This is a genomic window from Paenibacillus sp. FSL L8-0663 (assembly GCF_038008125.1).
Classification (GTDB): Bacteria; Bacillota; Bacilli; order Paenibacillales; family Paenibacillaceae; genus Paenibacillus; species Paenibacillus polymyxa_D.
In genome coordinates, this window is the sequence record NZ_JBBOYM010000001.1 from 702,150 (window position 1) to 723,906 (window position 21,757).

Annotated in this window: 16 protein-coding genes; 8 read left to right on the top strand and 8 right to left on the bottom strand. The window is 46.0% G+C overall.

The features are described 5' to 3' along the window. Nucleotides 1-11: 11 nt before the first annotated feature. On the bottom strand, nt 12-1,691 hold the full coding sequence (locus MKY75_RS03090) for a spore germination protein (protein WP_029515882.1): 1,680 nt from the start codon (nt 1,689-1,691) through the stop codon (nt 12-14). 406 nt (nt 1,692-2,097) lie between these two features. Here MKY75_RS03090 and nirB point away from each other — a divergent pair, with 406 nt between their 5' ends. Together nirB and nirD are read left to right on the top strand one after the other, a co-directional pair. Then, the gene (gene nirB / locus MKY75_RS03095; protein WP_029515881.1) at nt 2,098-4,527 is read left to right on the top strand and encodes a nitrite reductase large subunit NirB; all 2,430 of its coding nucleotides are present in this window, start codon (nt 2,098-2,100) and stop codon (nt 4,525-4,527) included. A 39-nt stretch (nt 4,528-4,566) separates the two neighbouring features. Then, nucleotides 4,567-4,896, top strand: coding sequence for a nitrite reductase small subunit NirD (nirD, locus tag MKY75_RS03100; RefSeq protein ID WP_029515880.1), 330 nt, complete (start codon nt 4,567-4,569; stop codon nt 4,894-4,896). Nucleotides 4,897-4,964: 68 nt separating this feature from the next. Here the strand turns inward: nirD and MKY75_RS03105 are convergent, their stop codons facing one another. The 3 genes from MKY75_RS03105 to MKY75_RS03115 form a co-directional block, all read right to left on the bottom strand. Beyond that, nucleotides 4,965-6,293 carry an exosporium glycoprotein BclB-related protein gene (locus tag MKY75_RS03105; protein WP_340884271.1) on the bottom strand — a complete coding sequence of 443 codons (1,329 nt, stop codon included), beginning with the start codon at nt 6,291-6,293 and terminating at the stop codon, nt 4,965-4,967. 234 nt (nt 6,294-6,527) lie between these two features. Next, a complete protein-coding gene (locus tag MKY75_RS03110) occupies nt 6,528-10,418 on the bottom strand; it encodes an immunoglobulin-like domain-containing protein (RefSeq protein ID WP_340884274.1) in 3,891 nt (1,296 codons plus the stop codon). 48 nt (nt 10,419-10,466) lie between these two features. Beyond that, nucleotides 10,467-10,808 (bottom strand): phage tail protein, encoded by a 342-nt coding sequence (locus tag MKY75_RS03115; protein ID WP_029515877.1) that lies wholly within the window; start codon nt 10,806-10,808, stop codon nt 10,467-10,469. A 247-nt stretch (nt 10,809-11,055) separates the two neighbouring features. Here MKY75_RS03115 and MKY75_RS03120 point away from each other — a divergent pair, with 247 nt between their 5' ends. Genes MKY75_RS03120 through MKY75_RS03130 form a run of 3 tightly spaced genes read left to right on the top strand, consistent with a single transcriptional unit; the run spans nt 11,056 to nt 15,069 of the window. Beyond that, nucleotides 11,056-12,756, top strand: a complete 1,701-nt coding sequence (locus MKY75_RS03120; protein WP_340884277.1) for a spore germination protein — start codon at nt 11,056-11,058, stop codon at nt 12,754-12,756. A gap of 22 nt (nt 12,757-12,778) precedes the next feature. After that, nucleotides 12,779-13,873, top strand: coding sequence for a GerAB/ArcD/ProY family transporter (locus tag MKY75_RS03125; protein ID WP_340884283.1), 1,095 nt, complete (start codon nt 12,779-12,781; stop codon nt 13,871-13,873). Next, nucleotides 13,870-15,069 carry a Ger(x)C family spore germination protein gene (locus tag MKY75_RS03130; protein WP_340884284.1) on the top strand — a complete coding sequence of 400 codons (1,200 nt, stop codon included), beginning with the start codon at nt 13,870-13,872 and terminating at the stop codon, nt 15,067-15,069. The genes MKY75_RS03125 and MKY75_RS03130 overlap by 4 nt, the downstream gene beginning before the upstream one ends. Before the next feature lie 68 nt (nt 15,070-15,137). Here the strand turns inward: MKY75_RS03130 and MKY75_RS03135 are convergent, their stop codons facing one another. Next, the gene (locus MKY75_RS03135; protein ID WP_340884286.1) at nt 15,138-15,686 is read right to left on the bottom strand and encodes a PadR family transcriptional regulator; all 549 of its coding nucleotides are present in this window, start codon (nt 15,684-15,686) and stop codon (nt 15,138-15,140) included. A 167-nt stretch (nt 15,687-15,853) separates the two neighbouring features. Between MKY75_RS03135 and MKY75_RS03140 the strand changes: the two genes are divergently transcribed. Further along, a complete protein-coding gene (locus tag MKY75_RS03140) occupies nt 15,854-16,345 on the top strand; it encodes a phenolic acid decarboxylase (protein WP_340884288.1) in 492 nt (163 codons plus the stop codon). 102 nt (nt 16,346-16,447) lie between these two features. On the opposite strand, the gene MKY75_RS03145 is transcribed toward MKY75_RS03140, so the two are convergent. The 3 genes from MKY75_RS03145 to MKY75_RS03155 form a co-directional block, all read right to left on the bottom strand. After that, nucleotides 16,448-16,894: a hypothetical protein gene (locus MKY75_RS03145; protein ID WP_340884291.1), complete on the bottom strand. Its 447-nt coding sequence runs from the start codon at nt 16,892-16,894 to the stop codon at nt 16,448-16,450. 269 nt (nt 16,895-17,163) lie between these two features. Next, nucleotides 17,164-17,553, bottom strand: a complete 390-nt coding sequence (locus MKY75_RS03150) for a winged helix-turn-helix transcriptional regulator (protein ID WP_029515870.1) — start codon at nt 17,551-17,553, stop codon at nt 17,164-17,166. Nucleotides 17,554-17,748: 195 nt separating this feature from the next. Beyond that, entirely contained in the window at nt 17,749-19,092 is a 1,344-nt protein-coding gene (locus MKY75_RS03155) for a glycoside hydrolase family 30 protein (protein ID WP_029515869.1), read from the bottom strand. Between the two features lie 210 nt (nt 19,093-19,302). On the opposite strand from MKY75_RS03155, the gene MKY75_RS03160 reads away from it, so the two are divergent. Together MKY75_RS03160 and MKY75_RS03165 are read left to right on the top strand one after the other, a co-directional pair. Further along, complete coding sequence (locus MKY75_RS03160; protein WP_029515868.1) at nt 19,303-19,983, top strand: response regulator transcription factor; 681 nt, start codon at nt 19,303-19,305, stop codon at nt 19,981-19,983. Continuing rightward, entirely contained in the window at nt 19,980-21,749 is a 1,770-nt protein-coding gene (locus MKY75_RS03165; RefSeq protein WP_340884293.1) for a sensor histidine kinase, read from the top strand. The genes MKY75_RS03160 and MKY75_RS03165 overlap by 4 nt, the downstream gene beginning before the upstream one ends. The last annotated feature ends 8 nt before the right edge of the window (nt 21,750-21,757 follow it).

The following is a 21,757-nucleotide window of genomic DNA, read 5'->3' on the forward strand; positions in this document are numbered from 1 at the left end:
TCGTCTTGGCATCATGGTCTACGCCTTTTTTGCTGCGTTTTCATCATAACAGGTCTTCGTTTCATTAGAGATATAGGAGCTCGGATGTACATATCTTTCAAGTCGCTTAGACGCATCGGGGAAAAGGGAGTCACATATGGGACGCCGAAGCTTTTCAATTTCGTCAGATGGATACAAATCAACAGAAAGAACAATATGGTTCCGAGCATCCCCAGGATTGCTGCAAAGAGCATGCCGACGAAACGCAGTAGGCGCAAGGTAATGCCCGCACTGTATGTCGGTATCGAAAATGAAGAAATGGCAGTTACCGCAACCACAATCACCAGGAAGGGGCTGACGATGCCCGCATTTACAGCAGCGTCGCCGATGACCAAGCCTCCCACAATGCCCATTGCAGGACCAATGGGTTTGGGCAATCGGATGCCGGCTTCCCGCAGGATTTCAATCGAAATTTCCAGAATCATGACTTCAATGACGGAAGGAAAAGGGACGCCTTGACGGGTCTGAATGATGCTAATGACCAGCTTGGTCGGAATCAAACCGGGATGAAATGAAATAAAAGAGATATACAAAGCAGGGCCCATCAGCGCTATGAAAGCTCCAAAAAATCTCAGCAAACGTAAAAGTGAACCTGGAATCCAGCGTTCATAATAATCCTCGGGAGATTGAAGCAGCATACTGAAGGTCACCGGGACAATAAGTGCAAAGGGAGTCCCGTCCAGAAGAATGGCTATTCTTCCTTCCAGTAATGCATTAATGACACGGTCGGGTCGCTCTGTGTTGTGAACCTGCTGGAACGGACTTAAATAATTGTCTTCGATGAGTTGCTCCACATAACCGGATTCAGCCAAAAAATCCATATCTATTTTTGATATTCTGCGGTTTACTTCTTCAAGAAGATCCGGATTCACAATATCCTTGATGTACGCGACAACCAGATCCTTTTTGATTCGGCTTCCCACTTGAAATTTCTTCATTTCCAGACTTTTATTTAAGCCCTGGCGTCGAAGCATCGAAGTATTTTCACTTAATACTTCCGTAAAACCGATTCTGGGACCCCGAAGTAGTGCTTCAGAGGTTGGTTCATTGACGGAGCGAATGGCGCCATTAGGCGAGCCTACCAGTAGTGCTTCCTTCATTCCTTCAATTAATAAGGCAGTATGACCTAAAAGGATGAACTCGTGCAGTTCCTCCATACTGGTAACTTCACTAATTTGCGTAAGTGGCATCAAGCTATCTTTTATAAAAGAGCTACTTATACTTTCCGGCTGTTCCTGTTGGTCCTGCTGGCCCTCAAACATCAAGACCTCCAATACCTGATTGCTCATAAGCTTTTCATCCTGCATGCCTTCTATGAAGACTAATACGGACCGAGCATGAAATTTTTTCAACATAAACTCACGAAAATGCACATCACTATTTCCGCCTATAGACTCTCGGATCGAATTTAAATCGGAATCGTAATTCCCTGTAATTTTAGAGTTTGGTTTATTCTGTTGATCAAGGTGCCCTTCGTTATTTTCATCGGAGAGCGGCCGACCGGAAGAATGTTTGGATTTCGCTCCCTTACTACCGACAAACGAATAAATCGAGGTGTTTATATAATAAATCCCTAAAGGAATAATCAACGCGAGGCCTGCTTGAAAGAGTATACTCCAGCTCGGAATATAAGAAATTATTTTAGACCACAAGATGACCACCTCCAAACGAATCAATTCTAAGATACAAGTTGTCCCTAAAGTATTCCTTATAAAGGTTGTATTTACACATGAACTGGAAAGATTCGTTCGATGACCAGAGCAAATGATCATCAACTACACTATTTTTAAATCTAATCATTACGGCAGATCTCACACGAAACACTTCTGTTGTTGTTATAGAGCTATCTAGCACTGAGAGCCAGTGTAGAGAATGGAGCAAAATCCCTTGAAACGGAATAGGGAAATCCCTAAATATTCTTAATTTTAACTACATTGTGATTCTAGTCACATATAGCTCTATCTGCTGTATTAAAATAGAAGCATAAACAATATTCATTAGAAACGTAGAGATGTCGTCGGATAGGAAGTAGCGTCGAATGAATGGAGGAACCGGTATATGATAAACAGTAAAAAGAAGCTTGTGGTTATAGGGAACGGGATGGCTGGTATCAATACGGTCGAACAAATTTTAAAATTAACAGATAAATATGAAATTACAGTCCTGGGAAGTGAGCCGCATCCGAACTATAACAGGATCATGCTCTCTTATGTGTTGGAAGGTAGTAAAACAATAGATGATATCATACTGAACGATTTGCAATGGTATGCGGATCAAGGGATTACTTTATATACAGGAAAAATGGTTAAAAGTATCGACGGTGAGAACAAGAAGATTCTCACCGAAGACGGACTGGAAATTGATTACGATGTGGCTTTGGTGGCTACTGGTTCACAATCGTTTATTCTGCCTATTCCGGGTAAAGAATTACCGGGAGTTATTGGTTTCCGAGATATCGCCGATTGCTCGGCAATGCTGGAAGCGGCAAAGACCTATAAAAAGGCCGCTGTCATTGGTGGAGGTCTGTTGGGGCTGGAGGCAGCTAAAGGCCTGGTCAATCTGGGGATGGATGTTACGGTCGTTCATTTAATGGAAGATTTGATGGAACGTCAGCTAGACCGGGAAGCCTCTGCGATGCTAAAAGCAGAACTAGAACGCCAAGGAATCAAGTTTGCTATGCAAATGCAAACTTCGGAGGTGTACGGTCAAGATCGCGTACAAGGATTGCGGTTTTCAGACGGAAGCGAGCTGGAAGCGGATTTGGTCGTTATGGCGGTTGGGATCAAGCCTAATATTCAGGTAGCTGTGCAAAGTGGTATGGAAACGAACCGTGGTATTGTAGTCGATGATTTGATGAGAACCTCTGTGCCGGATGTATATGCTGTAGGGGAATGTGTTGAACACCGCGGAATCTGTTATGGTCTGGTAGCTCCGCTGTTTGAGCAGGGAAGTGTCATTGCCAAACATTTGGCAGGCGCGGAAACTGAAGGTTATATGGGATCGGTGGTTTCCACCAAGCTCAAAATTTCAGGGGTGGATGTTTTCTCAGCTGGCGAATTCATAACCCAGCCTGAACATACGGTGATTGTTGCAAAAGATGAGTGGAAGCGGACCTACAAAAAAGTGCTGCTTCGTGAAAATAAGATTGTTGGAACTGTACTGTTTGGCGATGTGAGCGAATCTGCTAGCCTGCAAAAATATGTGCGTCAGCAAACATTGATGACAGATGAAATATATGGACAGCTCATGGGTACTGGATGCAGCAATCACGGGTCGAAAACATCATCCGCTGAAACGATGGCCGATGATGAAATTGTGTGTGGCTGTAACGGTGTTACTAAAAAGGCCATTGTTGATGCAATTAATGACAATGGGCTGACTACAGTCGATGAAATTAAAGCATGTACCGGAGCAACTCGTTCTTGTGGAGGATGTAAGCCGGTCGTGGAGCAGATTCTACAATATGTTCTTGGAGACAGCTTCAAGACGTCAGCCAAGCAAGGAATATGTAGCTGCACAACATTGAGCCGGGACGAGATTGTGGAAGCGATCAAAACCAAAGGGCTGACAACAACGCGTGAAGTTATGAATGTACTGGGTTGGCATAATGATGAAGGTTGCTCCAAATGCCGGCCGGCGCTGAATTACTATCTGGGAATGATTAACCCGGACACCTATGAAAATGAGGGGGATTCCCGTTTTGTAAATGAGCGATTGCACGCAAACATTCAAAAGGATGGAACGTTTACAGTTGTTCCTAGAATGTACGGCGGTGTAACGACCCCAGAAGATTTGAAGAAGATAGCAGATGTTTCTCTTAAATACAACGTTAAGGTCGTTAAAGTAACAGGAGGACAGCGGCTTGATTTGATCGGTGTCCGTAAAGAGGATCTGCCTAAAGTATGGGAAGAACTCGATATGCCGTCGGGGTATGCCTACGCGAAGTCACTTCGTACGGTTAAAACCTGTGTTGGATCGCAATTTTGTCGGTTTGGTACACAGGACTCGATGGGAATGGGAGAAGTGTTGGAACGGAAATTCGAACGACTGGATTTCCCGGCAAAATTCAAATTAGCGGTTAATGGATGTCCACGCAACTGTGCGGAATCATGTACCAAAGATATCGGAATCGTAGGTAATGATGGGGGCTGGGAGATCTTTATCGGTGGTAATGGCGGTATTAAAGCACGGTTGGCTGATTCACTCTGTAAAGTGAAAACCGACGCCGAGTTGATTGATATTGTAGGTAGCGTAATGCAACTCTACCGCGAAACAGGACAATACCTGGAACGTACTTCGGAGTGGGTGGAACGGATCGGTCTGGAAGAGATTCAGAAAGCAGTCGTTCAGGATACAGCTAATCGCCAAGCTTTAGTAGAACGTATCGAATTTGCACTGCAACAGGTCGAAGACCCTTGGAAAAAGATCATCAATGATGAGGATTCACGCAAAAATTTATTCGAGGTTGTCACCCCGTCTATTGTGTAATTGTATCTAAAATGCCTGAGGAAGGGAGCAATCAAGCAAATGATCAAAAATGCCGAATGGCTTGTCGTCGGTCACAGTAAGGATTTTCCGATCAGAATAGGACGTACCATCCACATCAAAGGTGTCGAAATTGCTGTTTTTCGCACTTCGGAGAATGAGCTTTATGCCGTTGAAAATATCAATCCTCATCCCAAAAGAGGTCCTCTTACAGAGGCGATAGTATCTGGTCATTATATCTATGATCCTTTATATGACTGGAAAATTGACCTGCAGACAGGCATCGTTCAAGAGCCTGATCACGGACAAGTTAAAACGTTCGCTGTTTGTGAAGAGGGAGAAGAAGTAAAAATATCGCTCGAAACGGTTTAGTTCATCTGATGGAATACAAATAAAAAGGGCTCAACAGGACAATCCTGTTGGGCCCTTTTCGGCTTGGATCAGGTAATGGTAATGCCTGCACTCGCATAACCCACCACGGTGTTGAGGAGGGAGGCTCCTGTAGCCGTTGCTGAGAAGACCATAAGTAGACGGGTCTGCGCGGTTACGGGTATAGCCAATTCGGTAGTAATACCACTAGAGATCGTTCCCAAAGCAACAATGTCAGTCAGTGGGGGAGTCAATATAACGGTAGCTCCGGGAATCGCTGTGAAGGAATTATTAGGTGTTGGGGAACTAAACAACTGGGCAGTAATGCTAACGGATGATGCTAAGAGGGTCAGAGCAGCTGTTGTACTGAAGTAACCAGCAATAGAGGTAATTACGCCATCCCGTGGTACGGAAAAAGCAAAGTTAATAAGCGGTCCTACAAGCGTACCTGTGAGGTCAATGGTATCGCCTACGAGGCCAATACCTGTAGCTGAGCTTCCGAAGCCGATCAAACTTGTGGTTCCTACCAGCCCACCAAGAACAGTTGTCAGTGTAGCAGGCCCTCCGGAAGCAAACGGGATGATGGCTCCCGAGCCGGTGGCTCCGGTAATCCCTGTAACGCCCGTAACACCCGTGGCCCCAGCGGGTCCGACAGCGCCAACTGCGCCCGGTAGACCATCGGGCCCCGTAGCACCCGTAGCGCCGACAGGTCCGGCAGGGCCTTCCGGTCCAGCGGCCCCGATAGGCCCAGCGGGCCCAGCGGCGCCCACAGGTCCCGCAGGCCCGTCAAGGCCCACAGGTCCGGCCGCTCCGATAGGTCCGGGAGCCCCTTGTGGCCCTGGTCCACCTGCTGGTCCAGGCGCACCGCCGGGTCCCACCGGTCCTGGAGGTCCTGGAGGCCCTGGAACCCCTGGAGGCCCTGGGGGTCCTTGTGCACCGGGCTCCCCTGACAAGTATGTTTCACCTAATACGTTGCTAACCATCGTTCCAGCGATTCTGATCGCGTTGATTAAGCTGTCTTTAAGAGCAGGATCGAGGGATTCTTGTAAAACGATGGACAATAGCGCATCCAGCAATTGTTGCAGTGCAGTACCTACGCCGATCGGCGAGAAAGGTGTAGCTTCTAACGCAACAATAGCAAGCTCCAGCGCTGCCAGTAAGTCTGCCTTGGCCCCGCCGCGAAGCCTTAAGCTTTTCGCCAGAGACAACAGACGTCTTAAAACCTGTTGCAAGGAAGATACATTAGCCGCAGAAGGGTTTGCGAACACGATGGGGATAATCGCGGTCATTTCATTAATCAGCCTGAGAAGATCTTCGATACTTCTATTTACTCTTGTTGGTTTACAGTCTTCATCTTTTTTTGATGCACCACTGAACCTGAACGGTTTTTTATGTTTCATGCTCAAATATCTCCTCCTGATCGTTCTTCCTACAGTAGAGGTGACAGGTGGTTCATCGCCCCGTTTCGCAGATACTCATAATATATTTTCTGAAGCGAAAAGGGTGAATGACCAAGCAAAAATGATTGTTGAAGGCTCCTACATAAAATACACATAAAAAATACGGCCCCCCGAAAAGCTTGGAGGCCGCGTTGTATTGGCTATACTCATCTGATCTATGAAACTTGAAAATTCTTATTTAAGCATACGTACTAACAGTTCAGCCATCTCACCTCTGCTGATAGCCGCTTTTGGCTTGAGCGTTCCATCTGGATAACCGCTGATCCAGCCGGAGGATACTGCATTTTGGAATGCTGTGGAGGCCCACGCTGAAATCTGCTGCTCATCCTTGTAGGATTGCAGTGCAGTAGTGCTGGAAATGGATGTCTGATTCTGCATCGCGTGTGACAGGATCACCATCGCCTGTTCACGGGTAAGGCTTTCATCAGGTCCGAAAGTTTGAGCGGTTAGCCCTTGAATCCATCCCTGACGGTAAGCAGAATCCACAGCTGATCCAGCCCAGTGTCCCTTCATATCTGTAAATGAGGTAGAAGGGCTCTCATCTCCAGCAGTTCCCAATGCTCTGGTCAGTATGGCTACAAATTCTGCACGGCTTACAGCGCGCTCAGGACGTATGTTGCCGTCTTTATAGCCTTGTATCCAGCCTTTGTCTGCAAGAGATTGCAAGGACTTCGCAGCCCAATGGCCTTGTACATCTGGCCATACTTGAGCTAGCTCTTGCGAATCTGACGAATTGATTGGGGCATTTTGCACACGGGTATGACCGGTTTGAGGCTTTGCATCTGTGGCGATGGCAAAGGTACCTAACCCGGTCGTATTCAGACTCACACCCGACAAAATCCCTTTTGAATCCATTACAGCAGTACCTTTTAGAATCTCACGCTCGCTATTCTCATGAATAACAAGAATGGAGAACTGGGGCTCTGCATTGTGTAACTCACCTAAGGATTCGTTATCCAGCGGTAGAATGATGGTCGATGTCCCTGTCACATTAGCTTTGATGTCTGTAACCGGACCCATCAGCGTCAGGCTGGATTGTTGCTCAGCCCAATCACGGATCTGCTGTGCACGCTGTACATCTACCTGCTGGAATGACAATGTAACGTCCTGCTGACCTGAGGCCATGCTGGTTAAGGTGTCACTGGATATCCTCAGTGTTCCATATCGGGATATTACCGATGCACCCATCTTATCCCACTTATTCAGTAAAGAATGAGGAAGGAGAACACGACTCATTTGTTTTTCCTGCTCCAAACGAATGTCTGCGTATGCTTTGCCCTCACGAAGTGCTTGCTGTATCTGCTCATCCAGAAATGCCGGCGAAGGAACAAAGAGGGAGAACTCTTTCCCTTGTTCGGAAAATCCGATCTGTGGCACGAAAGTAGATAGATCCTCAGTCTTATCTTTGTTAGATTTGCCTGTATTCGCAATTACCTTGGCAGGAACGGTGACTTCTATGGCTTGCGTCAAAGCATGAGAACCATCACTTACCCTCATAACATCCAGCATGATAGTTACAACGGAAGGAGTACCTGCTTGAACAATAGTTCCGTCTGTACGCACGATGTCTGGCTGGCTACTGCTGCTGATGGTCACACGGAAACCATCAGGTACAACAGGCAACCTGAGCAATGTATCACTTGTTGTAGGAGGTGTTATGCTTGTGATGGAATCGGCAACGCGCTGCGCGGTTAACCCTTGCGGATACACTAGCCCTGACGGAGCGCTCTTCATGCCATTTACGTTCTGTAGCACATAGTAGGTGGCTCCTTCAGGAACGGGTATAAATGTATATCTACCCTCTCCGGAAGCAATTCCTTCCGCTATAAGCTCCTGCTGAGCATTGTACAGCTCAAGCCGTGCGTTCGGTAAGGCGCCTGTAACGATCACAGAGGCTATATCCTCATTGCCTGCTGCGGCTGTAACAGCACGAGGCAGCACGTTTATATGGCGTTCTGCAGGCTCTGCCGTCCAACCCCCGTTGTCGCTATAAGCATAGTTCAATACATATACACCAGGTACATTTGTATCAACATTCCCGCTACCTGAAAGCTCAGGGAGCAGGATATTGCCGTAAACACTGTCCAGTACGCTGGCTCCTGGATCAGTGAAGCTGTCGCCGGTTTCCAGAACAATTGGATTACTGCCGTTCAATCGTACGTAAGGTGTATTCGGCAATGCCTTCAGCACTGTGATCGTGAATGTTCTTTGTACAGAAGCTGCACCTTTAGAAATAATGGCAATTAATTGTACATTCGCATCACCGTCTGTATATTTAGGCCGATTCACCTGACCACTATTGCTGAGGATATCCGGTTGATCCGAAGACCAGTCAATCTGGGTGTCAAATGCTCCTGTACGAGGCAGAGCAATGGAATCCTTAATCCCTTGCGGATAATCCAAATTTAGTGTATTTGCTGCCAAATTTACGGCTTCATCAGCACTTACGGGCAGTGCGGGCACGAGCAGGCTGAATGTTTTTCGCAGCTCAACCCCGCCTCGTGACACAACTGCTTCCAGCGTGATGGTCTGATCGCCTTGCACATAGCTTGGGAATGTTACATGCCCCGTATGATCCAGGAACTGGGGCTGAGTCGATGACCATGACACCTGAACACCATTCAATGCGTCTTTTGGCAAATATACGTCTCCGGTTACTGTAGTCATTGGCAACTCAAGCGCCCTGTATGCTGCGTCAACGGCTTCTGTATCGCTCATGGGCAGACGGAATACATGCGCAGTAAAATTCTTTGTTTTCGTTAAGCCTGCAAGTTGCAGGGTAGCCGTTAGGATAACGTCAGTATCTCCACTACTATAAGAGGGTCTGGTGAGTGTTCCATCTGATGCAATGACAAGAGGTTTGGACGAGGACCATTCGATCTGCGTACCACCATAACCGGATAATGGGAGAGATATATTTTCTGTCAGCGCAGACAAATCGCCAAGCGAGAGGGCACCTGCTGCTTGATCCAATGTATCATGTGCAGTTATCTTCGGTACGGTAACTTCGAAAGTTTGAGTATCCGAGGCGGTTCCTTTTGCAATCGTAGCTGTAAGTTTTACTTTTCGGTCACCCAGATCGTACCGCGGGCGTGTGACAGCCCCCTCATTCGTAATGACGTCAGGAGTATCCGAACTCCAGCTCACCGTCGTATCATTCAATCCAGTGAGGGGTAGTGTCAGATTTTGAGATACCGAATCAGCTGTATCTCCAGATGCAAAGCCTAAAGCAAGAGCGGCTTTTGCCTGTGCAACTCTCTCGGCATCGGTAAGTATAATCACTTTAACCTCTGAGGGAGTGCTCTCCCCTTTAGCATTCACAGCCTGAACCGTATAAATTGCTTCACCTGGCGGCAAGGCTGAAGTGTCTATGAATTGGGTTAAGCTGCCTGTATAGAGCGTTACGCTATCTCGTATGACTTTGTATGATGTTGCATAAGGAACAGCATCCCAGCTTAACTCCACTGTATTTCCATTTTTGGTTCCTGCAAAATGGCCCGGAGCCTGTGGAATAGGCAATTGCTCCCCATAAGCTGCGAATTCCATGATGGAAGTCCATTGATTGTTTCTTGCATTTCCTTGATCAATAGTTAATCGCAAGTATCGTGTAGTTACAGGGGCAATGCTCTTTTCAACATTAGAGCTTTCATTATTCTGGACGGTATCTACAGTCACCCAATTAATTCCGTTGCTGCTTGTCTGCAATCGGAAACTGTATGGATCACGTTGATCGTTCCATCCATAATGGACACCCATACCTGTAACAACATATCGATCTACGGTATACCAATCTCTCAGATCTACCTGGATCCATTTTTCACCATTGCTTGCCTGATACCAGCGGCTTGTTGGCTCGATTGACCCATCTACCGCTCTGGAGGGATCATAGGGTTGCGTGTAACCGCTTGAGCTTACAGGCTTGTGCAACACTACATTTTCCCAACCGGCAGCATGTGCCTCATTCGTCCCTATGAGCAGGAACGCACCGCCGATGAATGGCAGCAATGGAACCAGCAACCGATAGGGTTTCAATTTGTTGCGTGTGAAGTTATTGCCTTCGAGCACGCTATCACCTCTTCTTTATTAAATAGCACACTATTGAGCGTATTCATCTTATGGGCGGGACGGGTATGCCCCTTCGGTTGCGATGTAGTAGTTTACATTTGGCAACGGGGAAGCTCCGCGCAAGTCAGGCAATGCAAATGTGCTCATTCCATCGCCGCCAAAATTAGTGCCCAGCAGGCTAAATAATGCTGAATTCTGAGCAATGCTCAAGATCTGGCCCTCGCATTTTAGCCAACCTTTAGGAGCGAACATGTACGGGTACACCGTAATTTCCCCAATATAAGGCTCATAACCTGCATGTGCCTGTTTGGGACTGATTGCCGTTCCACCTAACAAAATGACCGCTAACAAACTCAACACAGCGGTTTTCTTCCAAAAATGATTCTTCATACCTACAACTCCTTTTTAGATTCGAATAATGGACCACGAATTCAACAAATTTGTGACATTAGTCATAGAATGAATAGATATTATCATGGATTTCTACATTTGACACTACAGTTCATCTATCAAATTCACCTTTTTATTCCTTTTGTGAGCAAAGAAATTTATTCCATCCCACCTATCGTCCATGCATCTTTTTTCTAATCCAGGTAAATCTATATACAAATCCTATGGAAGTAAAGGAGGAAAGAACGTGTGGCAGGTCATCGGAACTCATATACCCAAATGGAACGTATGGATAGAAGCTGTCTTTTTGTTCATCATACCTTTGATTATTTTTCTGACGGTACGACAAATTAAAGCGATGGATGGTCGAGAGAGCAGACGTATGGAACGATTAAAGCTTCTAGAAGAAGAAGACCGTTCGGAGCAGGCAGATCGCAACCCGTCTGTAAGTGAGGCAGAGAAGGAAAAGGGAACCTTTACCGAAGATTATGAGGCGAATATAGAAAAAGTCAGACAAGCCGTCGCGGATATGGCAGATGTGAACGAACGATCTATTTTCCTGGGAAAACTGAACGCTGTAGGTACACTTTTTTTTGTGGATGGATTAACAGACAAGGTTGGCATGGATCAGAACATTTTAAAGCCACTGATGGATTGGGGCAGTTCAGGACAAGGCGGGGAGGATCTTCCGAGAGGAAAAGAGCTTCGGGATATGTTTATTCGTCAGGTCATGCTGGTATCGGAGACAGAGTATACGTTAGAGGTGCAGTTCTCCTTGCAAAAGGTGCTGTTCGGTTCTGTCATACTTATAATTCAGGGCATACCCGGCGCTTTTGTGCTGGGTACACCCAAAGGGAATACACGAGGGGTGGAGGACCCGATATCGGAATCGGTGCTGCGAGGACCGCGAGTCGGTTTTACCGAGACCCTCAGCGATAATACGGCAATGCTGCGCAGACATGGAGAAAGTACGGAACTGGCCATGTCGTCCTTCAAAGTTGGAAAAAGAGTGGAGAAGCAGTTGATGGTGGTGTATTTCAGAGACATTGCCGACCCGGAGCTTGTGGATGAGGTGAAGCGGCGGGTCCAAACCATTGATATGGATGAGGTATTGGAGTCGGGCTATGTGGAGCAGCTTATTGAGGATAATTTTCTTAGCCCCTTTCTGCAAATTCAAAATACGGAGAGACCGGATCGGGTCATGGCTGCATTGCTGGAGGGACGTGTGGCGATTCTGCTGGACGGTACACCTTTTGCGCTTCTTATGCCTGTAACGTATGGGATGATGCTCCAGTCCCCCGAAGATTATTATGAACGATGGATACCGGGTTCGCTTATACGATTCCTTCGTTTTATGGCAACTTTCATATCGCTGTTCGCCCCGGCGCTCTATATCTCCTTTATCTCGTTTCATCCCGGATTGATTCCAACCAAGCTGGTCATTTCGATTATCAGTGCGAGACAGGGGGTCCCATTTTCGACACTGATTGAGGCCCTGATTATGGAAATTTCCATCGAAATTTTACGCGAGGCAGGACTTCGGCTCCCCAAACCCATCGGTCCAGCGATGGGCATCGTTGGCGGTTTGATTATTGGACAGGCCGCTGTTGACGCTGGGATTGTAAGCCCGATTCTCGTAATTGTGGTGGCCGTTACAGCGATTTCTTCCTTTTCAGCCCCTGTATACAGCGCTGGAATTTCCATGCGTGTCATGCGCTTTGGAGCCATGTTCACGGCGGCCACCTTCGGGTTGTATGGCGTTATTATGTTTTTCCTGCTACTGAGTATTCATATGGTGAAGCTACACAGCTTCGGTGTTCCGTTCCTTAGTCTAACGGTCCCCCGTTCGTTGAAGGACTGGAAAGATTACTTCATACGAGCACCGTTGCAATTTATGAAAAACAGGCCCATTCTATTGAAGCATAAAGACCCTAAGCGACAAGGATGAGCTCAACACAGGAGGGAGCAAGATGGCCCGTGGAAAAAAAGCGGATAAAATTACAACGTTGCAGACAACGGCAATTGTGGTTTCCTTTATGCTGGCTGCCGGGTTGCTTACCCTTCCCAGAGTAGCAACTGAAGTTGCAAAAACACCGGATGCGTGGATGTCTGTCATTTTAGCAGGGGCGGTCACTTTCCTGGTTGGATGGATTATAATTAAACTAAGTTCACGGTTTCCAGAAAGCACCTTTTATCAGTATGTTCAGCGTATAACAGGCAAAGTCATTGGCAAAGGGATAGGTATGCTGATTGTTATTTATTTTGTTTGTATAGCCGCATTTGAAATCCGATCTGTGGAGGAAGTAACGTCGTTCTTTCTGCTTGAAGGCACTCCGGCGTGGGCGATTTCAGCACCTTTTATGTGGCTCTCACTGTACCTATGTATGGGGGGAGTGGGTTCATTAGGGAAAATATGCCAGTTAATATTCCCGATTACGACGGCTATCTTTTTGTTGATATGCTTGCTGAGTTTAAATATTTTCGAATTGAATAATTTGCGTCCTGTCTTGTCGGAGGGTGTGATGCCAGTGGTCAGAACGCTCAAGACTACAATCCTGACATTAACGGGGACAGAGTCCTTGCTGATTATTCTTTGTCGGATGGAAAAACCCGAGAAAGCAACCAAGGCAATCGGACTGGCGATCGGGATCGCGGTCGCTTTTTATACAGCTACGCTGATCCTGTGCATTGGCGCTTTTTCGTTCGAAGGAGTCTTGAGCAGAACCTGGCCATTTTTAGATTTGGCTCGCAGTTTTGAAGTGGAGTACCTGTTATTGGAACGGTTCGAATCCTTATTGTTGACCATTTGGATCATGCAAATTTTTTCCACATTTAGTATTGCTTTTTATTGCGCTTCGCTCGGAGTTTCTCAAATTTTGAATAGCTCTTATTCCAAGACGCTGTTCATTTTGCTTCCGATCATCTACTTCCTGTCCCAAATTCCCAAAAATCTGAATGAGTTATTTTCTTTTGGAACGATCCTGGGGAATGCAGCTTTCATTTTATTCGCTCTGCTTCCACTGCCACTGCTGCTTATTTCTCGCTGGAGGAGGGTGCGGTCATGACGAGGGCACGGTCAGCATTACTCGGATTGGCTGCTCTCCTGATATGCAGTATACTTTCAGGCTGCTGGAGCAGTTCTCCGGTGGAAGATCTGAATCTGGAGACAGGCATTGCTATGGATATAGCGGAAGAATCTTTGCAAGAAGAACAAATTAATCGAAAAGGAGGAGATTATCCAAAGAAGGAGTTAATTACAGGAACCTTTCAATTTATCATTCCAGAAGAAAGCGGTGGCTCCAACACTTCTTCTCCACAAGCTAAAAAATTTTTTAATATTACGGAAACAGGAGATTCCATTTTTGAAATGATCAGAGAAATTTCATTGCGGACCAATCGGCCTCCCATCGGGCAACATCTGAAAACGATTATTATCAGTTCCAGTCTGCTTCGCAAGGTTCCCTTGTATGAGTTGCTGGACTTTTCCTTGGGGGATAATGACATTCGGCTCAGCGTACAGTTGCTCATTAGTACAGACAAGGCGGGGAATGCGCTTCAGGAGAAAATTCCTGGTCAGATTCCTGCTTATATTTTAAAGGATATATTCCAAAACCGTAAACGGAACGCGCGGTTGATAAAGCCCGTGGCTTTGGCTAAAGTGATCGGACCCATGAAGGGTGAAAGAAGCTTTATATTACCTAATGTCATTACGGCGGAGAATGAAATCAAGCTCGCAGGTGCGGGAATCATCAAGGGAAAGACACAAACCTACGGTGGTTATCTGAATGAGTCAGAGGTTGAGGGTCTTATGTGGATCAAAGGCGATCTGAAGGGAGGCGTGCTGAAAAGCAGCGATCCGAAGACTGGGAAAAATATAGCATATGAGATCAAAGCGGTGAAAAGCAAGATCAAGGCCATCGTTCAGGGGGATGACATTTTCTTTCAGGTAAAAATGACCTCAGAGGGACGCATTTCGGAGGTGCACATAAAGAATGAAAATTTGCGCAACAACAAAGTGCTTGGACAAGAAGAGAATCTCTTTCAGGAGAAAGTGAATTCATTAGCTGAACAAACGTTAGCTAAAATGCAAAAGCTGAAGGTTGACGTCGGAGGTTTCGGAGAAGCCTTGAGGATTCAGCATCCTAAAGTTTGGCGTAAGGTCAAAGAGGATTGGGATACCACTTTTAGTACCATTCCTGTACGGTTTAGCACAGATATCCATATTGAAGATTACGGCTCTTCGATTACGACGGCAGACTAGTTTGCACGTACTTATTTTAGAAAAACCTTCAATACCACGAATCTACGTGGCGTTGAAGGTTTTTTAGGCTATTCAAACAGGAACAGTGTTTCTTCCAGCCACGTAATATAGCTTTCTTCCCGATTAATGGCACGGCTCAGCACCAGATAATGCCCGAATTGGTTAGAGCCGGGGGATTGAAGGTTGTCGTCCAGCTGTTGGAGGGATTTTTTACTTTCGTACAGATACTCCAGTTTTTCTTTACGTTTGGCAATCTGGTCCTCGAACAATCGCTTGTTCTCTTCCTTGGGGATGGCCGCTGAGAAATACAGCATAAGCATAAACTCATCCTTTTCCGTTTCGGGTAACTCCTTGGGGCTTAGCAGCCATTCGGTCAGTTCTAGGGTTCCTTTAGGGGTAATGCAGTACAGCTTTTTTTCCAGCTTGGCTCCTGTAATGGAGGTGCGATATTCAATGAGTCCCTCTTCAGTCAGCCTTTTTAACTCGGGATAAATCTGACTGTGTTTGGCGCTCCAAAATTGTCCGATTTCCTGCTTGAATTGGCTCGTAATATCGTAGCCGCTCATTTCCTCTTTGTGAACCAGGCCCAAAATGGCATATTTTAAAGTGCGTTTCAACGTAGCTCTCCTCGTAAAACGGTATTTGACACTAGTATACCACAGTGCTACAATTTATATGTAGCTAAAAACATGTTTATATTTACATGTTTTGAATTGAATATTTATTATCTTTGGTATCCTATTCAATTCATGAAAAATTATAATCTAAGAAAGAAGGATGCAAGATGGACAAGTTTATCGGCAGCCACATGATCTACACCTATGAGAATGGTTGGGAGTACGAAATATATATTAAAAATGAAGATACGATTGATTATCGCATTCATAGTGGAATGGTAGGCGGACGCTGGGTACGTGATCAGAAGGTCAATCTGGTGAAGCTGGTGGAAAATGTGTATAAAGTATCGTGGACCGAACCGACAGGCACTGACGTTTCTCTGAATTTTATGCCTGAGGAAAAACGTATGCACGGCATTATTTTCTTCCCTAAATGGGTTCATGAGCATCCGGAAATCACTGTGCGCTACCAAAACGATTTTATTCCGCTAATGGAAGAATCGCGTGAAAAGTATGAAACGTATCCAAAGTATGTGGTGCCTGAATTTGCAAATATTACATTCATCGAAAATGCAGGTGTGAACAACGAAAAATTGATTTCCCAAGCACCTTATGAAGGAATGACAGACGATATTCGTGCAGGTAAACTGCAAGTGTAATTAACTCTGTGCTGAAAGTGTAAAAGCCTAGCCTGTGATAAACAGTCTCAGGCTTTTTTGCATGAACTGAAAGTAGATTGCTAATGGAGTGGTGGACGATATTTAGAATGAATAGTAGACCAGACCATGCTCGATAAGATACGAACGACTAATCCGAGAGGGGAGGATGGTTGCTGATGGAGAGAAGATGTGCAAGTTTGCATGGGTAGTCAGATCGGATAAGGCAGATAGAGCCAGCTCTGTTTTATCAGGCCCCCAGTGATCAGCGTGGTGCTGAATATATTGCTCAGCCTCGGTTAAGGACAGACCCTTGAGTGAGGTAAACACGGAAGCCCAGCGGACGAGGTCAAAGGCTCCTTTAATTTCAGGTAACTCATATTCTGCCAGACCTTGAGCGCCGTTACACGACATAGTAAGCAAGCCACAGCAAGGGTGTTGATAGGGTTTCGAGTCAGGAAATTGACGATAATCGTATTGAATCATTTCCATGGAACCAATGCGTAATTGGGTCGCTTGGGACGTTGTGGGCTGGGCAAGCGTCATGCTCATGCTAGAATGGCCTCCTTCTCGAGTTCACTGTAAATAGGGATGGAAGAATCATACGTCACAGCGGATGTAATGTAAATCACGAATACAAGTGTAAAATGAGGATATGTAGCGGAAAACGATCTTTAATGCCAATGGAAACGGATACTTGCATCCATATCTTTTATTATCTTGGGGAACGTCTTTATATCATAAAAAAACAACCCCAGATCTCCCGAGGCTGTTTCTACGTGAAATATAGTTCAGCATTTCGCAAAATGCTTGTTTGCTGGTCACACGGGTGTGACGTCTTGAACCGCTTCTTCTTCTTTCCAAATCACGTTCTCGCGATAGTTTGATCCCCAATCGTACATTGCTCTCAGTACCGGAATCAGGCTTTCGCCATGCTCTGTCAGTGAATATTCCACATGCGGAGGGACGACAGGATAGACTTTACGTAGAATGAGTTTATCTTCTTCCAGCTCGCGCAATTGGTTGGTCAGCATTTTTTGCGTAATATGGGGAATCAGCTTCTTCAATTCACCAAACCGCTTGGTGCCTTCCATACCGAGATGCCACAAAATAATCAGCTTCCATTTTCCACCGATGACCGCGAGAGTCAATTCCTTATCACAATTAATCAGCTTCAAATCAATCCGGTCTTTTACAGTAGTGATATTCATCGACCTCCTGTCCATAGTTATTCCAAGTATACTATTTATAGTTACTATACGCAAAAGGATATACATCCATTTTGGAAACTATGCATACGTATATGGATACAGATCGACTGGACAGTGAAGCATGATGATTACGCAGGACCGGAAAACAGGAACGTAATATTCCTAATATATGCATAATTCCAGAAACCTGCGGCGTTAAGAAGGAATCACGATCGTATTAAAGGACTCTGGCTCCAGCTCCAAGCGGTGTGTTGTTTTTCCGAGAGACAGATTCAGTACACGTGATTCCTTGAACGGATTGGCGATGACTAGCACTCTTTGCCCGTCTGTATTTTGAAAAGCAACTGCATTTCCAGTCCATGAGCCGCGAAGTCCGATGCGTCGGGCACCCGGTAATACAAAATGAGAAAAATGCTTCATAACATAATACTCTGGATTCAGGACAGGTTTTCGATCCGTTGGATCAACGGTAATCATCGAATTTTGCTCCCAGCCCCATGTGCTCTTGCCTTTCGGTTCCAAAACCATATTCCAGTAAATATAAGCATTCACACCATTGGTGAAGTAGTGCTGGTACAGATTATATACATATTTGGCGTAGTCCCATGAGTTCTCTCCGTTACCGCATTCATTTTCGGTTTGCATGTAACGAAGCTCAGGATAACTGGCAACGGTGCGCTGAATGGCATTTTTGCCTGCCCACTGGTAGCCTACACCTTTAATATATTTGTAGGCCTGGGGGTCACTTAACACGGTATGGGCATACTCATCGAATCCGGTCGAAGTCTTTTTCATTAATTCCTCCCACGGATCGGGTGCGTTAATGGTGCCCAGCCAAATTTCCGTATCCAGTCCGTGTTCCTCAAAAGCAGGACCCAAATAGTCGCGAATAAATTCACGCAGTTGCTCTCCGGTCCATACACAGGAAGGAAACTTCTGATCGGCAATGACTTCATTTTGAACATGAATCTGATGGATCGTAATCCCTGCCTCCCGGTAAGCCTGAACAAATTTGACAAAGTACAATGCATACGCTTTCAAAATATCCCTTTCCCAGCGCAGCGTGCCGTAATTGTAGGCTTTCGGTGATTTCATCCATGTCGGCGGACTCCAGGGTGAAGCGAACAACTTTAAGTCCGGATTGAGTTGTAACGCTTCTCGAATAAAAGGAATGAGATACTGCTGATCGCGCTCGATGGAAAAATGCTTCATCTCCACGTCGCCGTCTGTTTCATTGTGGCTATACCATTCCAGCGCGTAGTCACTCGCTCCAATAGGAAGTCGGCATATCGTGAATTTGTGCTCGCCCTCTGGGTGAAAGAGAGAATGAAGCACCCGATCTCGGTCGTCCTTTTCCAAATGATTCAGGGCCACATAACCTAATTCATTAAAACAGCCACCAAAGCCTTCTACAAGCTGATATGTTTCTCCTGTAAGGATTAGGTTGGCACTCTCTTGGGTATCGGTCAAATGGTGAGCTTGGGATTGCCAAGCTTTAGCTTTGGAAGTGGAAAACCACTGAATGGTTTGATTGCTCATGTGTTACCCTCCTGTCAGGCTTTTTGTATCTCAACTTATTATAGGGTAGGATCTTAGAGGAAGAGATGGTCTGAGCGATGACAAATTTGCCCTAATCCAAGGTGAAATTTGCGGATGAGAACTTTTGCTGATAAGAAGTGTCAAGAACACATAAAGAACACATGTCTTTGATATACTGGTGTCCTAGAATGACCGAAAGAGGGAAGTCGATTGAAGAAAAGAGTTCTTCTTGTCGAGGATGAAATACGTATTCGTGAAGTGATTGCGGATTATTTTAAACAAAATAATTGGGAAGTCTATGAAGCAGGCAATGGAAAAGATGCACTTATCTGGTTTGATTCGGTGCAGCCTGACCTGATTATACTCGATATTATGATGCCGGAACTGGATGGTTGGGAGGTGTGCCGCCAGGTGCGCAGCCGTTCAGGTGTGCCGATCATTTTGTTGACAGCCAAATCCGGTGATGATGATAAAATATTAGGCTTTGAACTGGGAGCCGATGATTACGTGACCAAACCTTTCAGCCCCAAGGTGCTGATCGCCCGCGCCAACGCGCTGATGAAACGGGTGGAAGGACATGTGCAGCCAGAGTCGCATATCTTGCGGTTCGGTAGTGCCATTCTCAACACGATGGCTCATCGGCTTGAGGTGGATCAGGCAGAAGTCGAGCTGACGCCCAAGGAGTATGAGCTGCTGCGGCTGCTTATACATAATAAAGGCATCGTTATTTCACGGGATGCGATACTGAACCGAGTGTGGGGCATCGACTTTGAAGGAGATACACGAGTTGTCGATACGCATATCAAAAAGCTGAGAAGTAAGCTGGGACGTGAATCACGCCATATCCGCACTATTTTTGGTACTGGCTACAGGTTTGAGGAGGAAGAATGAACAAACGGGGAGTTACCTTTAAGTTGTTCATTATGACGGTTGTGTTTTTCCTGTGTTTTTACGGTATGGTGATTTTAAGTCAATTGTTGTTTTTTGAAAATTTTTATCAGAAACAGAAGATTGGGCGTGTGGAAAGTCGTTTGCATAGCTTCGGTCAAAGTTATGTCCAGGAGGCTTGGGGATCGGGCAGGGTTTCGCGTGAGGCAGCTCGTTTTATGCTTCAGAATAAAAACCAGTTGGCGATTGTAACGCTGGACGGCAAAGTAAAGCTGGATGATGCGTTTCATATCAATGTAAGAAAAGCAGATGGTAAAATCGTTAAAATATCGCTGTCTCTGTTTATGAGTGAGTATGGAGATGAGCTGAGAGCTGCCCGGCTTCAGCCTGGCGATACGGTAACGGTTGAAGGTGAGGGATTGGGAACGGAAGGCATATCCTCCGCCAATTTAATTTATCCAACCGGCATACAGAAGCTTGGCTTCAAAAGTATAGGATCAACTTTGGAAGAGGCAAGCACAGGTGGCAGTGTAAGGTTTTCCGGTACGGTGACAGAGATTGTACTGCCGGATCTGAAAACATGGAGTCAGCGACAAGGTTTACTGTTTAGTGCGCTGGAGGAATGGTTCCCTTTATCACAGTCGCATCTGGAGAAGCTTAAGAATTTCGAAGTGTTGGAGGAAGATTGGACGGAACCTTGGACAGGGGTACGCAATGCAGTTATAGTCCATCCTGTTCGTCAGAGCACAGGCGAGATCGACCTCCTGTTCACTGTGACATCGTTGCAGGAAATCAGTGAGACGAATGAGGCTTTGCGCTGGTTTTATCTGTACTTAGGGATCGGAGGATTTGCACTCATTCTAATTTTGTCTCTGTTCTATTCTCGGATGGTGACCCGTCCGCTCATTGCTTTGAATAATACCGCCAAGCGGATGGCTAAGCTCGATTTTACAGCCCATACACCAATCCGGCAGAATGATGAACTGGGCAGCTTGTCCTACAGCATGTATACCCTGTCCCAGAACCTGGACACCGCTTTGCGCGAGCTTCAGGAGGCCAATCAGCAATTAGTGGAGGATATGGAACAGAAGCAGAGGATGGAGGCTGTGCAACAAGACTTTTTTGCCAACGCTTCTCATGAACTGAAAACTCCGCTGAGTATCATTAAAGGCTTCGCAGAAGGATTACAAGATGGGGTTAGCGCCGGGAAGCAGGATCATTATATGAAAGTCATTGTAGAGGAAGCGGACAAAATGGAGCGATTGGTCAAAGATATGCTGGACCTCGCCAAATTGGAATCGGGTACTCTCAAGCTTCGCAAGACGACCTTTATCTTGAGTGAGCTGGTGGAGGAGGTCGTGGACAAGCTATTCCATTTGTTGAAGGAGAAAAAGCTGGAAGTAGTCATTATCCCCGCCAATGAGATGCCGATCCATGCCGATGTAGGATGGATGGAACAGGTGATTATCAACTTTGTTGTCAATGCCATACGACATGCTGAAGAAGGAAGCTCAATCACGATTCGTATCGAAGGTGATGGGGAAATCAGTTCCTTTTCCATTGAAAATAAAGGTGAGACCATTCCTGATGATCAACTGGAGCAGATATGGGATCGCTTTTACCGGGCTGAGCTGTCCCGAAGCCGCCAGACAGGTGGGACAGGGCTCGGGCTGTCGATCGTCAAACGAATTTTGGATTTGCACGAATTCCACTTTAAGGTGGAGAATACCAAGGACGGCGTCCGTTTTGTTGTTATATTCGGAGGCTAAGCTATGGC